This window comes from Enterobacter vonholyi (assembly GCF_008364555.1).
Taxonomy (GTDB): Bacteria; Pseudomonadota; Gammaproteobacteria; order Enterobacterales; family Enterobacteriaceae; genus Enterobacter; species Enterobacter vonholyi.
The window spans coordinates 78,668-97,536 of the sequence record NZ_VTUC01000012.1; the positions used below are offsets into that span (position 1 = coordinate 78,668).

At 57.4% G+C, this 18,869-nt stretch carries 20 protein-coding genes and 1 pseudogene; 14 read left to right on the plus strand and 7 right to left on the minus strand.

Annotated elements, in window-relative coordinates; all coding sequences use genetic code 11:
- Positions 1-3 precede the first annotated feature (3 nt).
- The 8 genes from uhpA to F0319_RS16605 all read left to right on the plus strand — a co-directional run bounded on the left by uhpA (position 4) and on the right by F0319_RS16605 (position 7,434).
- Positions 4-597 carry a response regulator transcription factor UhpA gene (uhpA, locus tag F0319_RS16570; protein ID WP_149367389.1) on the plus strand — a complete coding sequence of 198 codons (594 nt, stop codon included), beginning with the start codon at positions 4-6 and terminating at the stop codon, positions 595-597.
- On the plus strand, positions 594-2,099 hold the full coding sequence (gene uhpB, locus F0319_RS16575; protein ID WP_149367390.1) for a signal transduction histidine-protein kinase/phosphatase UhpB: 1,506 nt from the start codon (positions 594-596) through the stop codon (positions 2,097-2,099). Before uhpA ends, uhpB begins: the two co-directional genes overlap by 4 nt.
- Positions 2,092-3,411, plus strand: a complete 1,320-nt coding sequence (gene uhpC, locus F0319_RS16580) for an MFS transporter (RefSeq protein ID WP_149367391.1) — start codon at positions 2,092-2,094, stop codon at positions 3,409-3,411. Before uhpB ends, uhpC begins: the two co-directional genes overlap by 8 nt.
- 140 nt (positions 3,412-3,551) lie before the next feature.
- A complete protein-coding gene (uhpT, locus tag F0319_RS16585) occupies positions 3,552-4,943 on the plus strand; it encodes a hexose-6-phosphate:phosphate antiporter (RefSeq protein WP_023309834.1) in 1,392 nt (463 codons plus the stop codon).
- Positions 4,944-5,118: 175 nt separating this feature from the next.
- Positions 5,119-5,571, plus strand: coding sequence for a DUF1198 domain-containing protein (locus F0319_RS16590; protein WP_115876746.1), 453 nt, complete (start codon positions 5,119-5,121; stop codon positions 5,569-5,571).
- Positions 5,572-5,673: 102 nt separating this feature from the next.
- Complete coding sequence (nepI, locus tag F0319_RS16595) at positions 5,674-6,864, plus strand: purine ribonucleoside efflux pump NepI (RefSeq protein WP_149367392.1); 1,191 nt, start codon at positions 5,674-5,676, stop codon at positions 6,862-6,864.
- A 56-nt stretch (positions 6,865-6,920) separates the two neighbouring features.
- Positions 6,921-7,193 carry a type II toxin-antitoxin system Phd/YefM family antitoxin gene (locus F0319_RS16600; protein WP_041911702.1) on the plus strand — a complete coding sequence of 91 codons (273 nt, stop codon included), beginning with the start codon at positions 6,921-6,923 and terminating at the stop codon, positions 7,191-7,193.
- Entirely contained in the window at positions 7,168-7,434 is a 267-nt protein-coding gene (locus F0319_RS16605; protein ID WP_111964262.1) for a Txe/YoeB family addiction module toxin, read from the plus strand. Before F0319_RS16600 ends, F0319_RS16605 begins: the two co-directional genes overlap by 26 nt.
- Position 7,435: 1 nt before the next feature.
- Here the strand turns inward: F0319_RS16605 and F0319_RS16610 are convergent, their stop codons facing one another.
- The 6 genes from F0319_RS16610 to F0319_RS16635 all read right to left on the minus strand — a co-directional run bounded on the left by F0319_RS16610 (position 7,436) and on the right by F0319_RS16635 (position 13,347).
- The gene (locus tag F0319_RS16610; RefSeq protein WP_111964263.1) at positions 7,436-8,341 is read right to left on the minus strand and encodes a DMT family transporter; all 906 of its coding nucleotides are present in this window, start codon (positions 8,339-8,341) and stop codon (positions 7,436-7,438) included.
- Between the two features lie 134 nt (positions 8,342-8,475).
- Positions 8,476-9,855: a carbohydrate porin gene (locus F0319_RS16615; RefSeq protein WP_149367393.1), complete on the minus strand. Its 1,380-nt coding sequence runs from the start codon at positions 9,853-9,855 to the stop codon at positions 8,476-8,478.
- A gap of 138 nt (positions 9,856-9,993) precedes the next feature.
- Positions 9,994-10,296 (minus strand): PTS lactose/cellobiose transporter subunit IIA, encoded by a 303-nt coding sequence (locus F0319_RS16620; RefSeq protein WP_029741865.1) that lies wholly within the window; start codon positions 10,294-10,296, stop codon positions 9,994-9,996.
- A gap of 2 nt (positions 10,297-10,298) precedes the next feature.
- The gene (locus F0319_RS16625; protein WP_149367394.1) at positions 10,299-11,678 is read right to left on the minus strand and encodes a glycoside hydrolase family 1 protein; all 1,380 of its coding nucleotides are present in this window, start codon (positions 11,676-11,678) and stop codon (positions 10,299-10,301) included.
- A 17-nt stretch (positions 11,679-11,695) separates the two neighbouring features.
- On the minus strand, positions 11,696-13,021 hold the full coding sequence (locus tag F0319_RS16630; protein ID WP_023309840.1) for a PTS sugar transporter subunit IIC: 1,326 nt from the start codon (positions 13,019-13,021) through the stop codon (positions 11,696-11,698).
- An 11-nt stretch (positions 13,022-13,032) separates the two neighbouring features.
- A complete protein-coding gene (locus tag F0319_RS16635) occupies positions 13,033-13,347 on the minus strand; it encodes a PTS sugar transporter subunit IIB (protein ID WP_032644367.1) in 315 nt (104 codons plus the stop codon).
- Positions 13,348-13,640: 293 nt separating this feature from the next.
- Here F0319_RS16635 and F0319_RS16640 point away from each other — a divergent pair, with 293 nt between their 5' ends.
- The gene (locus tag F0319_RS16640) at positions 13,641-14,591 is read left to right on the plus strand and encodes a LacI family DNA-binding transcriptional regulator (protein WP_111964266.1); all 951 of its coding nucleotides are present in this window, start codon (positions 13,641-13,643) and stop codon (positions 14,589-14,591) included.
- A 48-nt stretch (positions 14,592-14,639) separates the two neighbouring features.
- Here F0319_RS16640 and F0319_RS16645 read toward each other — a convergent pair whose 3' ends face one another.
- Complete coding sequence (locus F0319_RS16645; RefSeq protein WP_023309843.1) at positions 14,640-14,936, minus strand: YicS family protein; 297 nt, start codon at positions 14,934-14,936, stop codon at positions 14,640-14,642.
- A gap of 141 nt (positions 14,937-15,077) precedes the next feature.
- On the opposite strand from F0319_RS16645, the gene F0319_RS16650 reads away from it, so the two are divergent.
- The 5 genes and pseudogenes from F0319_RS16650 to F0319_RS16670 form a co-directional block, all read left to right on the plus strand.
- A complete protein-coding gene (locus F0319_RS16650) occupies positions 15,078-15,497 on the plus strand; it encodes a GNAT family N-acetyltransferase (protein WP_111964267.1) in 420 nt (139 codons plus the stop codon).
- A gap of 147 nt (positions 15,498-15,644) precedes the next feature.
- Positions 15,645-16,445, plus strand: a complete 801-nt coding sequence (nlpA, locus tag F0319_RS16655; protein WP_111964268.1) for a lipoprotein NlpA — start codon at positions 15,645-15,647, stop codon at positions 16,443-16,445.
- A 122-nt stretch (positions 16,446-16,567) separates the two neighbouring features.
- Positions 16,568-17,347, plus strand: coding sequence for an MBL fold metallo-hydrolase (locus F0319_RS16660; RefSeq protein ID WP_149367395.1), 780 nt, complete (start codon positions 16,568-16,570; stop codon positions 17,345-17,347).
- A gap of 26 nt (positions 17,348-17,373) precedes the next feature.
- Complete coding sequence (locus F0319_RS16665) at positions 17,374-18,327, plus strand: GlxA family transcriptional regulator (protein WP_111964270.1); 954 nt, start codon at positions 17,374-17,376, stop codon at positions 18,325-18,327.
- 182 nt (positions 18,328-18,509) lie between these two features.
- Positions 18,510-18,869 (plus strand): annotated as a pseudogene (locus tag F0319_RS16670) (POTRA domain-containing protein); the annotation flags it as partial.

Sequence of the window (18,869 nt, forward strand, 5' to 3'; positions counted from 1 at the left end):
GCCATGACCACCATCGCCCTTATCGACGACCACCTTATTGTCCGCTCCGGATTTGCCCAGCTTCTGAACCTCGAACCGGATTTTCAGGTGGTGGCCGAGTTTGGCTCCGGTCGCGAGGCGCTGGTGGGCCTGCCGGGTCGCGGGGTGCAGGTCTGTATCTGCGATATCTCGATGCCGGATCTCTCCGGGCTGGAGCTGTTAAGCCAGCTGCCGAAAGGGATGGCGACGATCATGCTGTCGGTTCACGACAGCTCGGCGCTGGTCGAGCAGGCGCTTAACGCGGGCGCGCGCGGCTTCCTTTCCAAACGCTGTAGCCCGGACGAGCTGATTGCCGCCGTGCGCACCGTCTCCACCGGCGGCTGCTACCTGACGCCGGATATCGCCATCAAGCTGGCGGCCGGCAGGCAGGATCCGCTCACCAGACGCGAGCGTCAGGTGGCTGAGAAGCTCGCGCAGGGGATGTCGGTGAAAGAGATTGCGGCTGAGCTGGATTTGTCGCCAAAAACCGTGCATGTCCATCGCGCCAACCTGCTGGAAAAACTCAACGTCAATAACGACGTCGAGCTGGCGCGCCGCATGTTCGACAGCTGGCAATGAGTTCCGCTTTTTCACGGCTGATCGCCGTCGTTGCCAGCTTTTTTATCTTCTCTGCCGCGTGGTTCTGCCTGTGGAGCATCAGCCTGCATCTGGTGGAACGTCCTGAACTGGCGGTGCTGCTGTTTCCATTCGGCCTGCGTCTGGGGCTGATGCTGCAATGCCCGCGCGGCTACTGGCCCGTTTTGCTCGGGGCAGAGTGGCTGATGCTGGTCTGGCTGGCTCAGGAGGTTGCCCTCGCGCATCTTCCCTTATTGATGACCGGAAGCCTGCTCACGCTTCTCCCGGTTGCCCTCATTTCCCGCTATCGTTACCAGCGCGACTGGCGCACCCTGCTGCGGCAGGGTGCGGCGCTGATTGCCGCCGCACTGCTGCAGTCCCTGCCGTGGATTGGCGACAAGGAGATGCTCAACGCCCTGCTGCTGACCCTCACCGGTGGCCTGACGCTGGCACCCACCTGCCTCGTGATCTGGCACTACCTCACCAGCACCGTCTGGCAGCCGCTCGGCCCGGGGCTGGTTTCCCAACCGGTGAACTGGCGCGCCCGGCATCTCATCTGGTATCTGCTGCTGTTCGTGGTGAGCCTCTGGCTTCAGCTGGGTTTGCCCGCCGAGCTTTCACGCTTCACGCCGTTTTGCCTTGCGCTGCCGATTATTGCTCTGGCCTGGCACTACGGCTGGCAGGGGGCGCTGATCGCCACCCTGATGAACGCCATCGCGCTGATCGCCAGCCAGACCTGGCACGACCATCCGGTGGATTTGCTGCTCTCACTGCTGGCCCAGAGCCTGACCGGGCTGCTGCTGGGCGCGGGCATTCAGCGACTGCGCGAGCTGAACCAGTCCCTGCAGACCGAGCTGGCGCGCAACCGCCGTCTGGCTGAACGCCTGCTGGAGACGGAAGAGAGCGTGCGGCAGGAGGTGGCCCGCGAGCTGCACGATGATATCGGCCAGACGATCACCGCCATCCGCACCCAGGCGGGCATTGTCCAGCGTCTTGCGGCGGAAAATGCGGGCGTGAAGCAGGGCGGGGCGCATATTGAACAGCTTTCGCTGGGTGTGTATGACTCGGTGCGACGCCTGCTCGGCAGGCTGCGGCCGCGCCAGCTTGACGACCTGTCGCTGGAGCAGGCGGTACGCTCCCTGATGCGCGAGATGGAGCTGGAAAGCCGCGGCATTGTCAGCCATCTCGACTGGCGCATTAGCGAACCTGCGCTGAGCGAAGGCCAGCGCGTAACCCTGTTCCGCGTCTGTCAGGAAGGGCTGAACAATATCGTCAAGCACGCCAGTGCCAGCGCGGTCACGATACAGGGCTGGCAGCAGGACGAGCGCCTGATGCTGGTGATTGAAGACGACGGCTGCGGCCTGCCGCCGGGCTCCGGCCAGCAGGGCTTTGGCCTGGCGGGCATGCGCGAGCGCGTCAAGGCGCTGGGCGGCACGCTGAACCTTTCCTGTACCCACGGGACGCGCGTCAGCGTCAGTTTGCCGTTAAGGACGCATCATGTTTAAAACCCCAGCCAGCGCAGCCCCATTAAGCAACAAAGCGGAAATCGACGCCCGATACCGCTACTGGCGACGTCATATCCTGATTACTATCTGGCTCGGCTACGCGCTGTTCTACTTCACCCGCAAAAGCTTCAACGCCGCCGCGCCGGAGATCCTCGCCAGCGGCGTGATGACGCGCACCGATATCGGCCTGCTGGCAACGCTGTTTTACATCACCTACGGCCTGTCGAAGTTCTTCTCCGGTATTGTTAGCGACCGCTCTAACGCCCGCTATTTCATGGGCGTTGGGCTGATCGCGACCGGGGTGGTGAACATCCTGTTTGGTTTCTCCACATCGCTTTGGGCCTTCGCCCTGCTGTGGGCGCTGAACGCCTTTTTCCAGGGCTGGGGCGCGCCGGTCTGCGCCCGCCTGCTCACGGCGTGGTACTCGCGCAACGAGCGCGGCGGCTGGTGGGCCGTCTGGAACACCGCGCATAACGTCGGCGGGGCGCTGATCCCGATGGTGGTCGGCGCCGCGGCGCTGCACTACGGCTGGCGCGCGGGGATGATGATTGCCGGTGGCCTCGCCATTCTCGCCGGGCTGTTCCTCTGCTGGCGCCTCCGCGACAGGCCGCAAACCGTTGGCCTGCCTGCGGTGGGCGACTGGCGGCACGACGAAATGGAGATTGCCCAGCAGCAGGAGGGGGCGGGGCTGACCCATAAGGAGATCCTCACCAAATACGTGCTGAAAAACCCGTACATCTGGCTGCTGTCGCTCTGCTACGTGCTGGTCTACGTGGTGCGCGCGGCTATCAACGACTGGGGCAATCTGTACATGTCCGAGACGCTCGGCGTGGACCTGGTCACCGCTAACTCGGCGGTGACGATGTTCGAACTGGGCGGGTTTATCGGCGCGCTGGTAGCGGGCTGGGGTTCGGATAAGCTGTTCAACGGCAACCGCGGCCCGATGAACCTGATTTTTGCCGCCGGAATTTTGCTCTCCGTCGGCTCGCTGTGGCTGATGCCTTTCGCCAGCTACGTGATGCAGGCGGCGTGCTTTTTTACCACCGGCTTCTTCGTCTTTGGCCCGCAGATGCTCATCGGCATGGCAGCGGCGGAGTGTTCCCACAAAGAGGCGGCAGGCGCGGCGACGGGCTTTGTCGGGCTGTTTGCCTACCTTGGCGCATCGCTCTCCGGCTGGCCGCTGGCGCGGGTGATCGATATCTGGCACTGGAGCGGTTTCTTCGCGGTGATCGCCATCGCGGCGGGAATTTCCGCCCTGCTGCTGCTGCCTTTCCTGCACGCGCAGGCCCCACGCGAGATGGGTGAAGCGTGATGCGCCTCACCTTTCTGGCTCGAGTGGCGTAAAACTAAGAAATTTTCCCGGTTTTACCTGGACGCTGTCTCAGGCATCTCTCCTGGCTGATTTTTACAATGCCTGCCATTCGCAGGTAAAAATCAGCTCAGGAGCAAACCATGCTGGCCTTCCTCAACCAGGTGCGCAAGCCGACCCTGGATCTGCCGCTCGACGTGCGGCGCAAAATGTGGTTCAAACCGTTCATGCAGTCCTATCTGGTGGTCTTTATCGGCTACCTGACCATGTACCTGATCCGCAAAAACTTTAATATCGCGCAGAACGACATGATCTCCACCTACGGGCTGAGCATGACGCAGCTGGGGATGATTGGCCTGGGCTTCTCCATCACCTACGGCGTGGGAAAAACGGTTGTGTCCTACTATGCGGACGGCAAAAACACCAAGCAGTTCCTGCCGTTTATGCTGATCCTCTCCGCCATCTGTATGCTCGGCTTCAGCGCCAGCATGGGCGCAGGGTCTGTCAGCCTGTTCCTGATGATCGCCTTCTACGCCCTGAGCGGCTTCTTCCAGAGTACCGGCGGGTCGTGCAGCTACTCCACCATCACCAAGTGGACCCCGCGCCGCAAGCGTGGTTCGTACCTCGGCATGTGGAACATCTCCCACAACCTCGGCGGAGCGGGTGCGGCAGGCGTGGCGCTGTTTGGCGCAAACTACCTGTTCGACGGCCACGTGATCGGCATGTTTATCTTCCCGTCGATTATTGCCCTGATTGTCGGCTTTATTGGCCTGCGCTACGGCAGCGACTCCCCGGAATCGTACGGCCTCGGCAAAGCCGAAGAGCTGTTCGGGGAAGAGATCAGCGAAGAGGACAAAGAGACCGAAGAGAACGAGATGTCCAAATGGCAGATCTTTGTTGAGTACGTGCTGAAAAACAAAGTGATCTGGCTGCTGTGCTTCTCAAACATCTTCCTGTACGTGGTGCGTATCGGCATCGACCAGTGGTCCACCGTGTACGCCTTCCAGGAGCTTAAGCTCTCTAAAGAGGTGGCGATTCAGGGCTTCACCCTGTTCGAAGTGGGCGCGCTTGTGGGCACCCTGCTGTGGGGCTGGCTCTCTGACCTCGCCAACGGCCGTCGTGCGCTGGTGGCCTGCGTCGCGCTGGCGCTGATTATCGCCACACTTGGCGTCTACCAGCATGCCAGCAACCAGTACGTTTACCTCGCATCCCTGTTCGCGCTCGGCTTCCTGGTGTTTGGTCCGCAGCTGCTGATCGGCGTGGCGGCAGTGGGCTTCGTACCGAAAAAAGCGATCGGCGCTGCCGATGGGATTAAAGGCACCTTCGCCTATCTGATTGGCGACAGCTTCGCCAAGCTGGGTCTGGGGATGATCGCTGACGGTACGCCAATTTTCGGCCTCACCGGCTGGGCGGGCACCTTCGCGGCGCTGGATGCGGCAGCGATCGGCTGTATCGTCCTGATGGCGATGGTCGCGGTACTGGAGGAACGTAAAATTCGCCGTGAGAATCGTGCGCAGAAATTAAAAACAGCCTGAGTGTGCAGGTAACGTCTTTGCCCGGTGTGTGATGCCGGGCTTTTTTATTTCCGCCGACGGCATTAATACCTTATCCCCCGTCCCGCGACGTCTTTTCAGTGCACTATTCTGGTTCTGCCCGCTGTTGACGCCGTGCGTTTCCCGCTATGATGATCGGCTAGTCAAAGGAGAACGCATGGTCTGGATAATGCTGGCAACGCTTGCCGTGGTGTTTGTGGTGGGATTTCGCGTCCTGACCTCAGACTCCCGCCGCGCCATCAAACGTTTAAGCGAGCGTCTGGGCATCACCCCGATGCCGGTTGAGTCGATGATCGATCAGTTCGGCAAAATGCCGGGCAATGAGTTTATCCGCTACCTTGAGCGCCCGGACGAAGCGCATCTGCAAAACGCCGCGCAGGTGCTGCTGATCTGGCAGGTCTGCATTGTCGACGCCAGCGAGGAGAACCTGCACGCCTGGCACCGCATGCTGCGAAAAGCCCGCCTTGCCGCACCCATTACCGATGCGCAAATTCGTCTGGCGCTTGGCTTTATGCGCGAGATGGAGCCCGATCCGCAGGAGCTGAACGCCTTCCAGCTACGCTATAACCAGCTCTTCCTGCCGGAAGAGGGCGTGTTTTATCTGCACTGATCCCCTCTAAAAACCACAAAAGTTGTCTAAACGTTAAATCCGTCACACTTTTGATGATAAACTGCGCGACTTTTCCGCACGTTTTTATCTTCAGGTGACGCCATGACAGAACATATCCAGCCCACGACCAGACCGCAGACCAAAGAGGTTTCACGCCCCAACTGGTCGGCGGTTTTCTCCGTGGCGTTCTGCGTCGCCTGCCTGATTACCGTTGAGTTTCTGCCGGTGAGCCTGCTGACACCGATGGCGCAGGACCTGGGCATTTCCGAAGGCGTGGCGGGGCAGTCCGTTACCGTCACCGCGTTTGTGGCGATGTTTGCCAGCCTGTTTATCACCCAGGTGATTGGCACTATCGACCGCCGCAAAGTGGTCATTCTGTTCAGCGTGCTGCTGACGCTCTCCTGCCTGCTGGTCTCCTTCGCGGAAAGCTTCACCCTGCTGCTGCTCGGTCGCGCCTGTCTTGGTCTGGGGCTCGGCGGCTTCTGGGCGATGTCCGCCTCGCTGACCATGCGCCTGGTGCCTGCGCGCACCGTGCCGAAAGCGCTGTCCGTCATCTTTGGCGCGGTCTCCATCGCGCTGGTGATTGCCGCGCCGCTGGGCAGCTTCCTGGGCGGGATTATCGGCTGGCGTAACGTCTTTAATGCGGCGGCGGTTATGGGCGTGCTTTGCGTTATCTGGGTGTGGAAGGCGCTGCCGTCCCTGCCGGGCGAAGCGGCGCACCACAAACAGAACATGTTCAGCCTGCTGAAGCGTCCCGGCGTGCTGGCGGGGATGACCGCGATCTTTATGTCCTTTGCCGGGCAGTTTGCCTTCTTTACCTATATCCGCCCGGTGTTTATGACTATGGCGGGCTTTGACGTAGACGGCCTGACGCTGGTGCTGCTGAGCTTCGGTATCGCCAGCTTTGTCGGTACGTCGCTTTCGTCCCAGTTCCTGAAGCGCTCCCTGAAGGTGGCGCTGGCGGGTGCGCCGCTGGTGCTGGCCGTGAGCGCCGCGGTGCTGGTGCTGTGGGGCAGCGATAAGTGGGTCGCGTCTGCCATTGCGATTATCTGGGGCTTTGCCTTTGCGCTGGTGCCGGTGGGCTGGTCGACGTGGATCACCCGCTCGCTTGCCGATCAGGCTGAAAAAGCCGGGTCGATTCAGGTGGCGGTGATCCAGCTGGCGAACACCTGCGGCGCGGCGATTGGCGGCGTGGCGCTCGACCACCTGGGGCTGACGTCACCGCTGGTGATTTCCGGTACGCTGATGCTTTTGACCGCGCTGCTGGTGGCGGGCAAGGTTAAAGCACGTTGATTGATAAATAGTCACTTCATCGATATACTTGTACCGTAACTTGTACAGGAGGGAATATGCAGGTTGTGACGTTTACCGAAGCACGAAGCCGACTCAAAGATGTGTTGGACGACGTGAATGACAACGTGGAGACAACCATCATCAGCCGCCGAAACGGGGGGGACGCGGTGGTTATGTCTCTGCAGCACTACAACTCGATGATGGAAACCATCCATCTGATGAGTTCGCCTGCTAACGCCAGCCGACTGATGGAGTCAATCGCACAGGCAAATACCGGAAAAACCACGCAGAGGGATCTGATAGATGACCAGGCTACTGATTTGGACTGATAACGGCTGGGATGATTACCTGTGGTGGCAGGAGCAGGACAAGAAAACGCTTCGCAGAATCAATAAATTGATTGAAGATGCGAAGCTTCAACCTTTCGATGGCCTGGGTAAGCCGGAACCCCTTAAAGGTAACCTTTCCGGATACTGGTCCCGTCGAATCAATGATACCGATCGTCTGGTTTACGGGGTGTCAGATAGCGCTCTTACTATTTTAATGTGCCGCTATCACTATTATTCGTAGATCACGCCGATGTCCTCACCCGTCTTCTTGAATCCATCGAAATCAGTACAACCGACGACACGATCAGCAGCGTCCCCAGCCAGTCCGGCAGGGTGAACGCCACGCCCAGCAACACCACCGACAGCAGCGCGCTGCTCAGCGGCTCGGCGCAGCTCAGAATGCTCGCCTTCGGCCCGCCTATCGTCTGCGCGCCTTTCAGATACAGGCTAAACGTCAGCGCGGTGCCAATCACCACCAGATAGAAAAACGCCAGCAGCAGGCTGCCGTCAATGACGAAGGTCGTCCCGCGCCCGGCGTAGAACGGCGTCAGCATTAACCCGGCAATCAACATACTCCAGCCGACAATCGGCAATGTGCCGTAGCGGGCGATAAGCGATGACGGATAGGTGGTGTAAAATGCGGCGGCAAACGCCGAGGCGATGCCGAAGAACAGTGCGGCAGGCGAGATGGAGAGCGAGGTTGGGTCGCCGTGGGTGACCAGCAGGAACGTTCCGACCAGCGAGGTCACAATCGCGGATAAAACAAACACGCCGGGGCGCTTTTTCCGCGCCAGCGCGAACCAGGCCACGATAATCGTTGGCGACAGAAACTGCAGAACGGTAGCGGTCGCGGCGTTGGATTTTTCAATCGTCAGCAGGAAGGTGAGCTGCACGGTGAGCGCGCCGACCAGCGAGAAAAACAGCAGGCTGAGGGCGTCTTTGCGATGCTTGATGACCGAGAAAATCTTGTCGCCGTGAACGAAGGAGAGCGTCAGCAGGATCACGCCGGTAAACAGCAGGCGAACCATGGTCAGGTAAGGCGAAGAAATGTGGCTTTTCTCCATGATGTACTGCGCGCAAACGCCGGAACTGCCCCATAAAACGGCGGCGATCAGGACGTTCAGCATCCCTTTACGTGTAGAACCCATTTTCTCCCCTGTTATGTTGGTTTTTTTCTAGCATAACATGGGATCTTTCCGGGTGGCGCTACGCTTACCCGGCCTACAAAACCTTGTAGGCCCGTGCAAGCGCAGCGCCGCCGGGCGAAACAAACGGCGCTGTACTAGAACCACGCCTCCCACATCGCGCCGACGTTGAAGTCGTCGAGCGTTTCGTCTTTGGTGTTGTTCACGCGCGCGGTGCGTGCGTTATCCACTTTGCCGCCGGTCACGTAGAAGCGCAGCATCGGACGGAACTCTGGCCCCATGGCGATAGACATGTTCTGCGACAGGGTCAGCTTCCAGCCCCTGTTGTCGCCGCCGTTGTCGTAGTCAACGTGCTGCCAGCCTGCTTCCAGCCAGGTGGAGTGAACGTCGTTCCACCAGTGCATCGGACGCACGATGGCGTTGTAGTTCTTACGGTTATCGGTCTTATCGCGGCTGTTGTCGTAGTCGTGGAAGGCGAGGATGTACTCCACCTGCGTGGCCTGGGTGAATTTGTACAGCCCTTCGAAACTGGCGTAGACCGTGGTCAGGTCTTCGGTTTTATTGAACACGCTGTTGTCCGAATTATCGGAGTAGCGGGCGATCACCTTGTTCACGCCGCTGTCGTTGGTGTGGCTCAGCACCACGCCGCCCTGCCACGCGTTCAGACGTTCGTCGCTCTCCACCGCTTTGGAGTCAAAGCCGTAGTTGGCGTAAAGCTCCATGTCGATCGGGCCGAGCTTCATGCCGTGGATTTTTGAGGTCGCGGCGTAGTTGCCTTTGTCGCCCGTGCCGGACCCGCCGGTACAGGTGATGCGCGACGGGTTGGCTTCATCTTCCATCACTTCCGGGCTACAGGATTCCACCGCCGCCACGGCGGCGACGTCAAACTGCACGCCGCCGATATCGAAGTTCTTCACCCCGGCGCCCTGGCCGTCGTGGTTCATCCAGAAGTAATCGTTGATGCCCTGCTGCGGACGCTGGTGGAAGTCACGACCGGCCCAGAAATAGGCGTTCGGGTTGGAGGCCATAATGTTGGTCACCCCTGCGTAGGCTTTTTTCAGGTTAACTTCGTCGCCCCAGTGGTCGATCATCACGTTGATATCCCAGATGGCGCCGTTTTCGCCTTTAAAGGCCTTGGAAAGCTGGAATTCCCCGCCGTTGCCTTCGTTGCCCAGACGACCAATGGCGGACGCGCCGTTGTATGAACCGTCCACCGCCACGTATTTCTGATCGGCGGCCTGGAAGTGCGCGCCGTATCGGGCGTAGCCGGTAAATTTAACCCCAAACGGAATCGCCATATCCGGAGATTGCGCCGCGCTTTGCGGCTCGGTCACCACGTCCGCTTTTTTCGCGACGGCAGCATCCATTTTGGCCTGACGTTCAGCCAGGGCTTTATCCACCGCTTTCGCCACAATGGCGTCGATTTGTTCCTGCGTGAATTCCTGTGCGAGCACGGAAATTGGGCAAAGCGCGGCGATAACCGCCATGGTTAATGGAAGTTTTTTAATCGTATTCATGGTTATCTCAATATAGTTTAATTTTATTCAGACAATAACCATCCCGCTCCGATCTGACAGAATATGTCGCTATCATCAGAACAAGTGGATTTCTAGTTTTAGGTACAGAGGTGTTACATTAATTTATTTCGACATAGGCTATCTCTGATATAAATGAATAATTTCTTCGGACAATTCACGTGCTAATAAGGAATTCATTAAGTGATCCTGCGCGTGAACCATGATTAACGTCATCGGCTGACGGCCTTCGCCCGCATCCTGCTCGATCAGTTTGGTCTGCATCTTGTGCGCCTGGCGCGCGTAGCCATCGGCTTCGCGCAGCAGGCTTTTGGCCTCGTCAATGTTTCCCTGACGCGCGGCGTGCAGGGCTTCAAAGCACAGGCTGCGGGACTGCCCGGCATTGACGATAATTTCCATTACGGCTTCTTCTAATGCGATCATAATCATGACTCTTTTTCAAAACTATTATTTAACGCGGTGGCGGCAAACCACTCCCCGCTTTTCTTAATGGTGCGTTTCTGCGTCTCTAAATCGAGCTGGATAAATCCGTAGCGATTTTTATACGCGTTGCACCACGACCAGTTATCTATAAACGTCCACATATGGTAGCCAAGACAATTACACCCTTCGCTAATCCCTTTATGCAGCCAGGCTAAATGTTCGGAAATAAACTCGATGCGGTATTGATCGTTAATCTGACCATTTTCAATAAAACGCTGCTCATTTTCGACGCCCATGCCGTTTTCGGAAATAAAGCAGCGAGGGTTGCCGTAGTTGTCGCGCAGGTTAATCAGAATATCGTAGATACCCGGCTCGTGGATTTCCCAGCCGCGGTGCGGATTCATCTTGCGGCCCGGCATCTCGTAATTATCAAAGAACCACTCCGGCATAAACGGCGCCTGCGGGTTCACCGCGCTGTCGCGACACTTCACGCGACGCGGCTGATAGTAGTTGATGCCGAGCAGATCGATTTTCCCTTCCGCAATCAGGAAACCATCTTCCGGCTTGCAGGAGGGTAATTGATCGTAGGATTTTAGCAGCGCCACCAGATCCGCCGGGTATTCGCCGCGCAGGACCGGGTCAAGGAAGCTGCGGTTAAACATCAGATCCGCAACGTGCGCCGCCTTCACGTCTGCCGGGTTCTGCGAGCGCGGATACGACGGCGTCAGGTTCAACACGATGCCGATCTCCCCCGCGTAGTGCCCGGCGCGGTAGGCCTGAACCGCCTTCGCATGGGCCAGCACCGTGTGATACGCCACGGTGGCTGCCCGACGAAAATCCACTACGTTCGGGTAGTGGAAGTCGTACAGATAACCGCCTTCCACCGGCACGATCGGCTCGTTGAAGGTAAACCAGTGCAGCACGCGATCGCCGAACAGCTCGAAGCAAATCTGCGCGTAACGGGCGTACGCGTCCACCACGTCGCGGTTTTCCCAGCCGCCTATTTCCTGCATCGCCATCGGCATGTCGAAATGGAACAGAGTGATAAACGGCGTGATACCCTGTTCGTTCAGCTCGTCAATGATCTGATTATAAAAATCGACCGCGTCCGGGTTCACTTCACCGATACCGTCGGGGATCAGGCGCGCCCAGCTAATCGAGGTGCGAAAGCTGTTGTGGTTCAGCTGTTTCAACAGCTGAATGTCCGTTTTCCAGTGCTGATAAAACGTGGAGGTCTGCTGTGGCCCCACGCCGTTGTGAAAACGGTTCGGCTCGCGGGCAAACCAGTAATCCCACGTGGTTTCCCCCTCTCTTGCCCCTTCCGTCTGGAGAGCGGAGCTTGCGCTGCCCCACCAGAAGTTATCGGGAAATGCGTATTTCATGACTCTTCCTCTTTGACTTAATTGCTGGCGGTCTCGGCGGCACCGACGGTTGCCTGGGCCTTCTGCTCTTCGTTTTTGATGAGCGTACGCTCATAGGCGCGCAGGAACGGCAGGTACATCAGCGCGGACATCACCATACAGACCAGGCACATCACCACCGGGCTCAACGCCCAGTTCGCCGCCCACGAGGCGCCGATCGGTGCAGGGGTAGTCCATGGGGTCAATGACACAACCTGTGCCAGCCAGCCGAGCTTGGTTGCCGCGTACGCCAGACAGGCGTTGACCAGCGGAACGAACACGAACGGGATAAACAGCATCGGGTTCATGATGATCGGCGCGCCGAACAGAATTGGCTCGTTGATGTTAAAGAAGCTTGGCACAACGCCCATTTTGCCGATGGTGCGCAGGTGGGTAACGCGGCTGCGCAGCAGCAGGAACGCCAGCGGCAGTGTGGAGCCGACGCCGCCAATCAGCAGGTAGTGATCCCAGAAGCCCTGCAGGTAAACGTGCGGCAGCGCCGCGCCTGCTGCCAGTGCCGCCTGGTTTGCCGAGAGGTTTGCCATCCAGAACGGGTTCATGATGCCGGTAACGATCAGCGAGCCGTGGATACCCGCAAACCAGAAGATCTGGCACAGCAGCACGGAGAGCAGAATGGCGGGCAGGGAGTCAGAGGCGGACACTAGCGGCTCCAGCAGGTGCATAATCGCCTGCGGGATAATCATCCCGGTCTGCGCTTCAATGAACAGGTTCAGCGGATGCAGCGTGCCGATCACCACCATCACCGGGATCAGGATCTCAAACGAGCGCGCCACGCCGGTTGGCACTTCCTTCGGCAGACGAATGGTGACATTGTTCTGCTTCAGCCATGCGTAAACGCGGGTGGCGTAAATCGCGGTGATCAGCGCGGTGAAGATGCCCTGACCGGAGAGATACTGGGTCGAGATTTTGCCATCGGCATACGGCGCGGCGACCAGCAGGAAGGCCATAAAGGCCAGCAGGCCGGACATCACCGGGTCGAGGTTAAACTGACGTCCCAGGCTCGCCCCAATCCCCACCGAGATGAAGAAGGTCATAACGCCCATGCTGAGGTTAAACGGCAGCATCAGCTGCTCGCGGTAGGTCTGGGAGAAATCCAGCCAGCCGCGGGCGAAGCTGTTGGTGGTATCCGCCGAGAACGGTGGGAAGATGAACACCAGCATAAACGAGCCGATGATCATGAACGGCAGCGCGGCGGTAAAGCCGTCGCGGATGGCAATCACATACTTTTGCTGGCCGAGCTTCGCGGCCAGCGGGGTAATTGACTGCTCAATCACCGCGACCATGGATTGATATAACGAACTCATGTGAACACCTTTTAGTGTGCCGCTTCGATGAGCGACAGAGCATAGTCCAGTACTTTATCGCCACGCTGCATGCCGTAGTCCATCATGTCGATGGGCTGTACCGGAATGCCATGCGTCGCCGCCTTGTCTGAGAGTGTCTGTAACATGTATTTCACTTGCGGTCCGAGAAGGACAACCTGGTATTGCGGAAACTGCGTATCAAATTCGGAAACACCGTACGCATCAATCTTCACCGGCAAACCACGTTCTTTCGCGACATCGACCATTTTGCTGACCAACAGGCTGGTGGACATCCCGGCAGAGCAGCACAGCATAATCTTGAACATCGACAACCATCCTCTAAATGTAAAAAGTTATTGCGAGGATGATTGGACATTATACGGAAACCGGTTTCCATTTATAAAAAGCAGAACTGTGATAGCCATCAAGATCCAATACTTATGAGGCTAATTAACCGGATGTGTGTCACATAATTTGGCTGGTTTGACAGCATTTTGAGTGGAAACGGAAAATCGGTTTCCATGGAAAACGGAAACGGATATACTCCGTTCTGGCTATAATGTGAGCCGAAGCGGTGATGGAATTTGCAGGCGCGAGGTAAGCCTGCCAGGGGAAAAAGATGTCGACAATCAATGATGTATCACGTCTTGCCGGGGTGTCTAAAGCCACGGTTTCGCGAGTGTTGAGTGGGTCGCGTGGCGTTAAGGAAGCCAGCCGTCAGGCCGTTCTGAAAGCTGTGGATGAGCTGAACTATCGTCCCAACGTGATTGCCCAGTCGCTGCTGAGCCAGTCGACGGGCTGCATTGGGGTCATTTGCGCGCAGGAGAATATTAACCAGACCACCGGTTATCTGTACGCGCTGGAAAAACAGCTCAGCCAGCATCAAAAACACCTGCTGCTGCGTTTCGCGCACAGCAAAGCGGAAGTGATGAACGCCCTTGAAGAACTTTCCTGCGGGCTTTGTGATGACATCCTGGTGATCGGCGCCCGTTTCCCGCTGGACGTCGACATGGACAACGTCATTCTGGTGGACTGCATGGATTCTGATAATTCCAACAGCATCCAGTTCGATCACGCTTTTGCCGCAGAAACTGCCTGTAACTATCTCACCAGCCAGGGGCGTCGCCAGATTGCGCTGATCCACCCCCACGGCAGCGGTTTTGCCGACCAGGTGCTGCTCGGCTACAAGCACGCGCTGGAGAAAAATTTCCTGCCCTTTAATCGCAACCTGGTCTTTATGGACGCGACGTCTTCGTCCGTTGCGCTGCAGGAGCTGCTTAATAACGCCAGCACGCTGAACTTCAACGCGCTGCTGGTGGCGGACGAGCAGGAAGCCCAGCGGGTGATCCCGCAGCTGCAGGCGTTTAATAAATCGGTGCCGGATGACATCATGGTCTTTAGCCTTGCCGGATCGCTGCACCTGCCGGGTATTCCGGTGATCCCGGCGATTGAATATTCCATGGATGCCATGGCGGCGCGTATCGTGAGCTGGCTGACGGAGAAAACGCAGATGCTGGGCTCGTATGTGCTGCGCGGAGATTTAATTATTCCGGATGTGCGTAAGCGTTAAACATATTTTCCAGGCCGGGTAAGCGCAGCGCCACCCGGCAAGCAGCATTCAATAATCTTCCATACAGTCCACCTGACCAATCGCCCCCCAGTAGGCGTCCAGGTTGTCGCGCTTCACGGCGGTAATGGCATTTTTGATTAGCAGCTGATTGGCCTCGGACGACAAAATCATCTCCTGCCAGGCTTTATCGCTCTGCTTTTTCTGTGGCGTACAGGTTTTCTTAATATCTTTCAGGACCTGCTGTTTTATTTGCGCCTCTTTCGCGGGATCGTCCTTTTCCTGAGCATGGACAAACGCGGCGAACAGCAGACAAACCAGCAGGCAGACAAGGTGTGCAGCTTTCATCAACAATCCCCTTTTGACGTCACAGGCTTCCCATGAAATATATCGTTACATTCAGTGTAGCGACGCCAGCCGAAAGTATGAATTTTCTCCGTAAAGTATCTGTGAGATAGTCAAACAGCACACAAAAACAGGGAGAACGTCATGCAACTGAGCATTACCAATACGGTTACGCAGCAGGAAAAAGAAGAGTTATTCGTTGGGCTGCGTGCCTACAACGCGCAATTTTTGGATATGGCGACCTTTAGCGGCGACGTTGGCGTTTACGTGCGTGACGATAATGGCGCCATGCTGGGCGGGTTAATCGGTGTGCGTAAAGGCGACTGGCTGAATATCGACTATCTCTGGGTGAGCGAGACCGTGCGCGGATCCGGCGTTGGCAGCCAGCTCATCAGAACGGCCGAAGAGGAAGCCAGACGCAAAGGCTGCAAGCACGCGCTGGTCGATACCGTCAGCTTCCAGGCGCGGCCGTTCTATGAAAAACAGGGGTACCAGCTGCAAATGTCTTTGCAGGATTATCCTTATCCGGGCATGCAGCGACATTACCTGGCGAAAGCCCTTTAAGCTTTGAATCCGTAGGCTGGGTAAGCGCAGCGCCACCCGGCCATAGCCGCATATAACTTATCCTTCTTATTGATTCTTTTTCGGTTTTTATTTCACCGCCTCGTTGTCGATATAGTCACTACAACATTCAGCAAAAGGAACTGTCTTGTGAAACGTCGATTGGGTGCTCTGGTACTGGCTGGCCTGCTGCTGGCAGGGTGCGATCAAAGTGGCAACGATGCCAAACACATTAAAGTCGGCGTCATCAACGGCGCCGAGCAGGACGTGGCGGAAGTCGCCAAAAAGGTGGCAAAAGAGAAATATGGCCTGGACGTGGAGCTGGTAGGCTTCAGCGGCTCGCTGTTGCCTAACGATGCCACCAACCAGGGGGAACTGGATGCCAACGTCTTCCAGCATCGCCCGTTCCTTGCAGAGGATAACAAGGCGCATGGCTACAAGCTGGTGGCCGTGGCGAACACCTTTGTTTTCCCGATGGCTGGCTATTCCCGCAAAATCAAATCCGTCTCTGATCTGAAGGACGGGGCGACCATTGCCATTCCAAACGACCCGACCAACCTCGGCCGCGCGCTGCTGCTGTTGCAAAAAGAGAAGCTCATCACCCTGAAGCCGGACACCGGGCTGCTGCCAACGGCGCTGGATATTACCGCCAACCCTAAACAGCTGAAAATCATGGAGCTCGAAGGGGCGCAGCTGCCGCGCGTGCTGGACGACCCGAAAGTCGATGTCGCCATCATCAGCACCACCTATATCCAACAAACCGGGCTGTCGCCGGTGCATGACAGCGTCTTTATCGAAGACAAAAACTCGCCGTACGTGAACATCGTGGTGACGCGCGAAGACAACAAAGACGCCGAGAACGTGAAGGAATTTATCCAGTCGTATCAGTCGCCTGAAGTGGCGAAAGCGGCGGAGACGATCTTTAACGGTGGGGCGGTGCCAGGCTGGTAAACAATCTGATGGAAAAAGGTTTGCTTAAATTGGCCCGATTCCATCGGTAATCGCCCTTTAACCCACAGCATGACGCGCGACGGCTGGCTATCCTCCTTATCACACCAACCGGAGGATAGCCCATGAACATCACCCACATTCGCAACGCCACCCAGCTGATTACCTACGCCGGAAAACGTCTTTTAATCGACCCGATGCTGGCCCCTAAGGGCGCTTATCCGGGCTTTCCCGGCACGGCGTATGCCGAACGCCGTAACCCGACGGTTGAACTCCCCGTTGACGTCAACACGCTGCTGGACGCCGACGCGGTGATCGTCACCCATACTCATGACGATCACTGGGATCGCGCCGCGGCAGAGCTGATCGCCAAAGATAAGCCGATCTACGTGCAAAACGAACGTGACGCCGCGCTGCTGCGCAGCCAGGGGTTTAGCAACCTGACGATCATGACCGACGCGACCTTCTTCGGCGATATTCAGATTACGAAAACCCACGGCGGGCAGCACGGGACCGATCGCGCTTACGCCGTGCCCGAACTGGCGGAGCGGCTGGGCGAGGCCTGTGGCGTGGTGCTCCGCCATCCTGATGAGAAGACGCTCTATCTTGCCGGGGATACCGTCTGGCGTGACGAAGTGGCGGCCGATCTGCAAAAGCATCAGCCGGACGTGGTGGTGCTGAACGCCGGCTATGCTCACGTCATTGGCTTTGGGCCCATTATTATGGGGCAGGAGGACGTGCTCAACGTCCATTTCCTGCTGCCGCAGGCCAAAATTGTGGCGAGCCATATGGAAGCCATTAACCACTGCCTGTTAACCCGCAGCGCGCTGCGTGAGTACGTTGAAGCCAACCAGGTGAGTGACGCAGTGAGCATTCCCCTGGATGGCGAAACCGTTATATTCTGAGTATCTAAAAGGGAAAGGAGAGACAAATGCCGCTAGCCAACGTCGCGATTGTCGCGGTAGACGGGTTCAGCCCGTTCCACTACTCCGTTCCCTGCATTCTGTTTGGCGACTCGGTCTCCGGAGAAAAGCGCTTTAACGTGACGATCTGCGCCGAAACGCCGGGATTCCTCACCTCAAAAGACGGATTTGCCCTCAACGCCACGCAGGATTTTACCGCCATTGGGCAGGCCGATATTGTTGTCGTTCCCTACTGGCAGCACGTTCTTGAACGCCCGCCGCAGTCGCTGCTCGACAGCCTGGTGCAGGCGAGAGACCGCGGCGCAGAAATCGTCGGGCTGTGTCTGGGGTCGTTTGTGCTGGCCTGGGCGGGGATCCTCGACGGTAAGCGTGCGGCCACCCACTGGGAGTTCGAACGTCAGTTTCAGTCCCTCTTCCCGAACGTTCGACTGGATATTAATGCCCTTTACGTGGATGACGGCAATATCATTACCTCTGCCGGGACTGCCGCCGCGCTGGACTGCTGCCTGTATATCATTCGCCAGCGCTTTGGCAGCGTGGTCGCCAACCAGATTGCCCGCCGTATGATTGTACCGCCCCACCGCGAGGGCGGTCAGGCGCAGTTCATCGCCCAGCCGGTTCCCAAAGATACCCGCGACGGACGCATTAACTGCCTGATCGACTATCTTCAGCAGCACATCACCGAACCGCATAGTCTGGACTCGCTGGCGGAGGTCGTCTCGATGAGCCGCCGCACCCTGACCCGCCATTTTGTTAACGCTACGGGGATGAGCGTCGCCGACTGGCTGACCGCCGAACGCCTGCGGCGCAGCCAGATCCTGCTGGAAGCCGGAAATATGCCGATTGAGCGCGTGGCTGAGCTGGTGGGATTTAATTCCGCCATCACCTGGCGACAGCAGTTTAAGGCTCGTTTTGGGGTGAGCCCTGCGGAATGGAGAAAAACCTTTCGTCTTCACAGCTAGTTTATTTGGGCTAACTCAAGATTTAAGGCTTAGTTAAATAATTTATTATTTTTTCTTAATCGACCTCTCATTTTTCTAAAAAAATATTTTATTTGATGAGCCCTAACGCAAATTAGATATACTCGCATTAAGAATGCTCTTATATTTCGAAAATATTAATAGCGAATAATTTTGTGGCATGGATGAATAGCAATAAAATAAAAAAGAGAATAATTTCATTAGCAAATTATATTATTTTTATCTTATCGGTTGCGCTTTTTTCAGCGAGCGCTAACGCTGCCCCCTTGTCTCCAGCCGATCGCGATTCCATCCAGCAGCAACAGCAGCAGCTTTTATTACAGAACCAGCAACAGCGTGAGGAGCTGGAGCGGAGTATTCCTCGTCCCGCGCCCGCCAGACCGCTGCCTGTTACCGGCTCCGGACCCTGTTTCACCATTCATACCATTACCCTTTCCGGTGCGACCTTAATCTCCCCGAAAACCCGGCAGACCCTTGTCGCGCCGTGGCAGGGCCGCTGTCTGGATATGGCAAAAATAACGGAA

Bases quoted from the DNA above. Each gene is read 5' to 3' on its own strand.
- F0319_RS16660 (WP_149367395.1), top strand. From the start codon at position 16,568: ATGAACATCACCCACATTCGCAACGCCACCCAGCTGATTACCTACGCC.
- uhpT (WP_023309834.1), top strand. From the start codon at position 3,552: ATGCTGGCCTTCCTCAACCAGGTGCGCAAGCCGACCCTGGATCTGCCG.
- F0319_RS16620 (WP_029741865.1), bottom strand. From the start codon at position 10,296: ATGATCGCATTAGAAGAAGCCGTAATGGAAATTATCGTCAATGCCGGG.
- uhpB (WP_149367390.1), top strand. From the start codon at position 594: ATGAGTTCCGCTTTTTCACGGCTGATCGCCGTCGTTGCCAGCTTTTTT.
- F0319_RS16640 (WP_111964266.1), top strand. From the start codon at position 13,641: ATGTCGACAATCAATGATGTATCACGTCTTGCCGGGGTGTCTAAAGCC.
- uhpC (WP_149367391.1), top strand. From the start codon at position 2,092: ATGTTTAAAACCCCAGCCAGCGCAGCCCCATTAAGCAACAAAGCGGAA.
- F0319_RS16605 (WP_111964262.1), top strand. From the start codon at position 7,168: ATGACCAGGCTACTGATTTGGACTGATAACGGCTGGGATGATTACCTG.
- F0319_RS16650 (WP_111964267.1), top strand. From the start codon at position 15,078: ATGCAACTGAGCATTACCAATACGGTTACGCAGCAGGAAAAAGAAGAG.
- F0319_RS16625 (WP_149367394.1), bottom strand. From the start codon at position 11,678: ATGAAATACGCATTTCCCGATAACTTCTGGTGGGGCAGCGCAAGCTCC.
- F0319_RS16665 (WP_111964270.1), top strand. From the start codon at position 17,374: ATGCCGCTAGCCAACGTCGCGATTGTCGCGGTAGACGGGTTCAGCCCG.
- F0319_RS16645 (WP_023309843.1), bottom strand. From the start codon at position 14,936: ATGAAAGCTGCACACCTTGTCTGCCTGCTGGTTTGTCTGCTGTTCGCC.
- F0319_RS16630 (WP_023309840.1), bottom strand. From the start codon at position 13,021: ATGAGTTCGTTATATCAATCCATGGTCGCGGTGATTGAGCAGTCAATT.
- F0319_RS16600 (WP_041911702.1), top strand. From the start codon at position 6,921: ATGCAGGTTGTGACGTTTACCGAAGCACGAAGCCGACTCAAAGATGTG.
- F0319_RS16610 (WP_111964263.1), bottom strand. From the start codon at position 8,341: ATGGGTTCTACACGTAAAGGGATGCTGAACGTCCTGATCGCCGCCGTT.
- F0319_RS16615 (WP_149367393.1), bottom strand. From the start codon at position 9,855: ATGAATACGATTAAAAAACTTCCATTAACCATGGCGGTTATCGCCGCG.
- uhpA (WP_149367389.1), top strand. From the start codon at position 4: ATGACCACCATCGCCCTTATCGACGACCACCTTATTGTCCGCTCCGGA.
- F0319_RS16635 (WP_032644367.1), bottom strand. From the start codon at position 13,347: ATGTTCAAGATTATGCTGTGCTGCTCTGCCGGGATGTCCACCAGCCTG.
- F0319_RS16590 (WP_115876746.1), top strand. From the start codon at position 5,119: ATGGTCTGGATAATGCTGGCAACGCTTGCCGTGGTGTTTGTGGTGGGA.
- nepI (WP_149367392.1), top strand. From the start codon at position 5,674: ATGACAGAACATATCCAGCCCACGACCAGACCGCAGACCAAAGAGGTT.